The sequence below is a fragment of the Pseudomonas sp. Kh14 genome (assembly GCF_900291005.1).
GTDB classification, from domain to species: domain Bacteria; phylum Pseudomonadota; class Gammaproteobacteria; order Pseudomonadales; family Pseudomonadaceae; genus Aquipseudomonas; species Aquipseudomonas alloputida.
The window spans coordinates 1-269 of the sequence record NZ_OLKJ01000128.1 but is presented as its reverse complement, the minus strand read 5'-3'; the positions used below and the strand labels follow the sequence as shown (position 1 = coordinate 269).

The 269-nt window shown below is 44.6% G+C and carries 1 pseudogene; it reads right to left on the bottom strand.

Going from position 1 to position 269, the window contains the following annotated elements:
• Window positions 1-269: pseudogene (gene pyrH, locus FQ668_RS27560) on the bottom strand (UMP kinase); the annotation flags it as partial.

The following is a 269-nucleotide window of genomic DNA, read 5'->3' as shown; positions in this document are numbered from 1 at the left end:
AAGTAAGGATTACCGGTACCACCGGCAAATATAACTATCCTTCCTTTTTCTAAATGCCGGATGGCTTTTCTCCTGATATAGGGCTCAGCTACTGCCCGCATTTCAATAGCGGTTTGTACTCGAGTGGGAATCCCTTCATTTTCCAAAAAATCTTGCAAGGCCAGAGCATTAATAACTGTGGCTAACATTCCCATATAATCGGCAGTCACTCGACTGATGCCCTTATCTCCTGCCGTTCTACCTCGAAAAATATTTCCTCCTCCCACTAC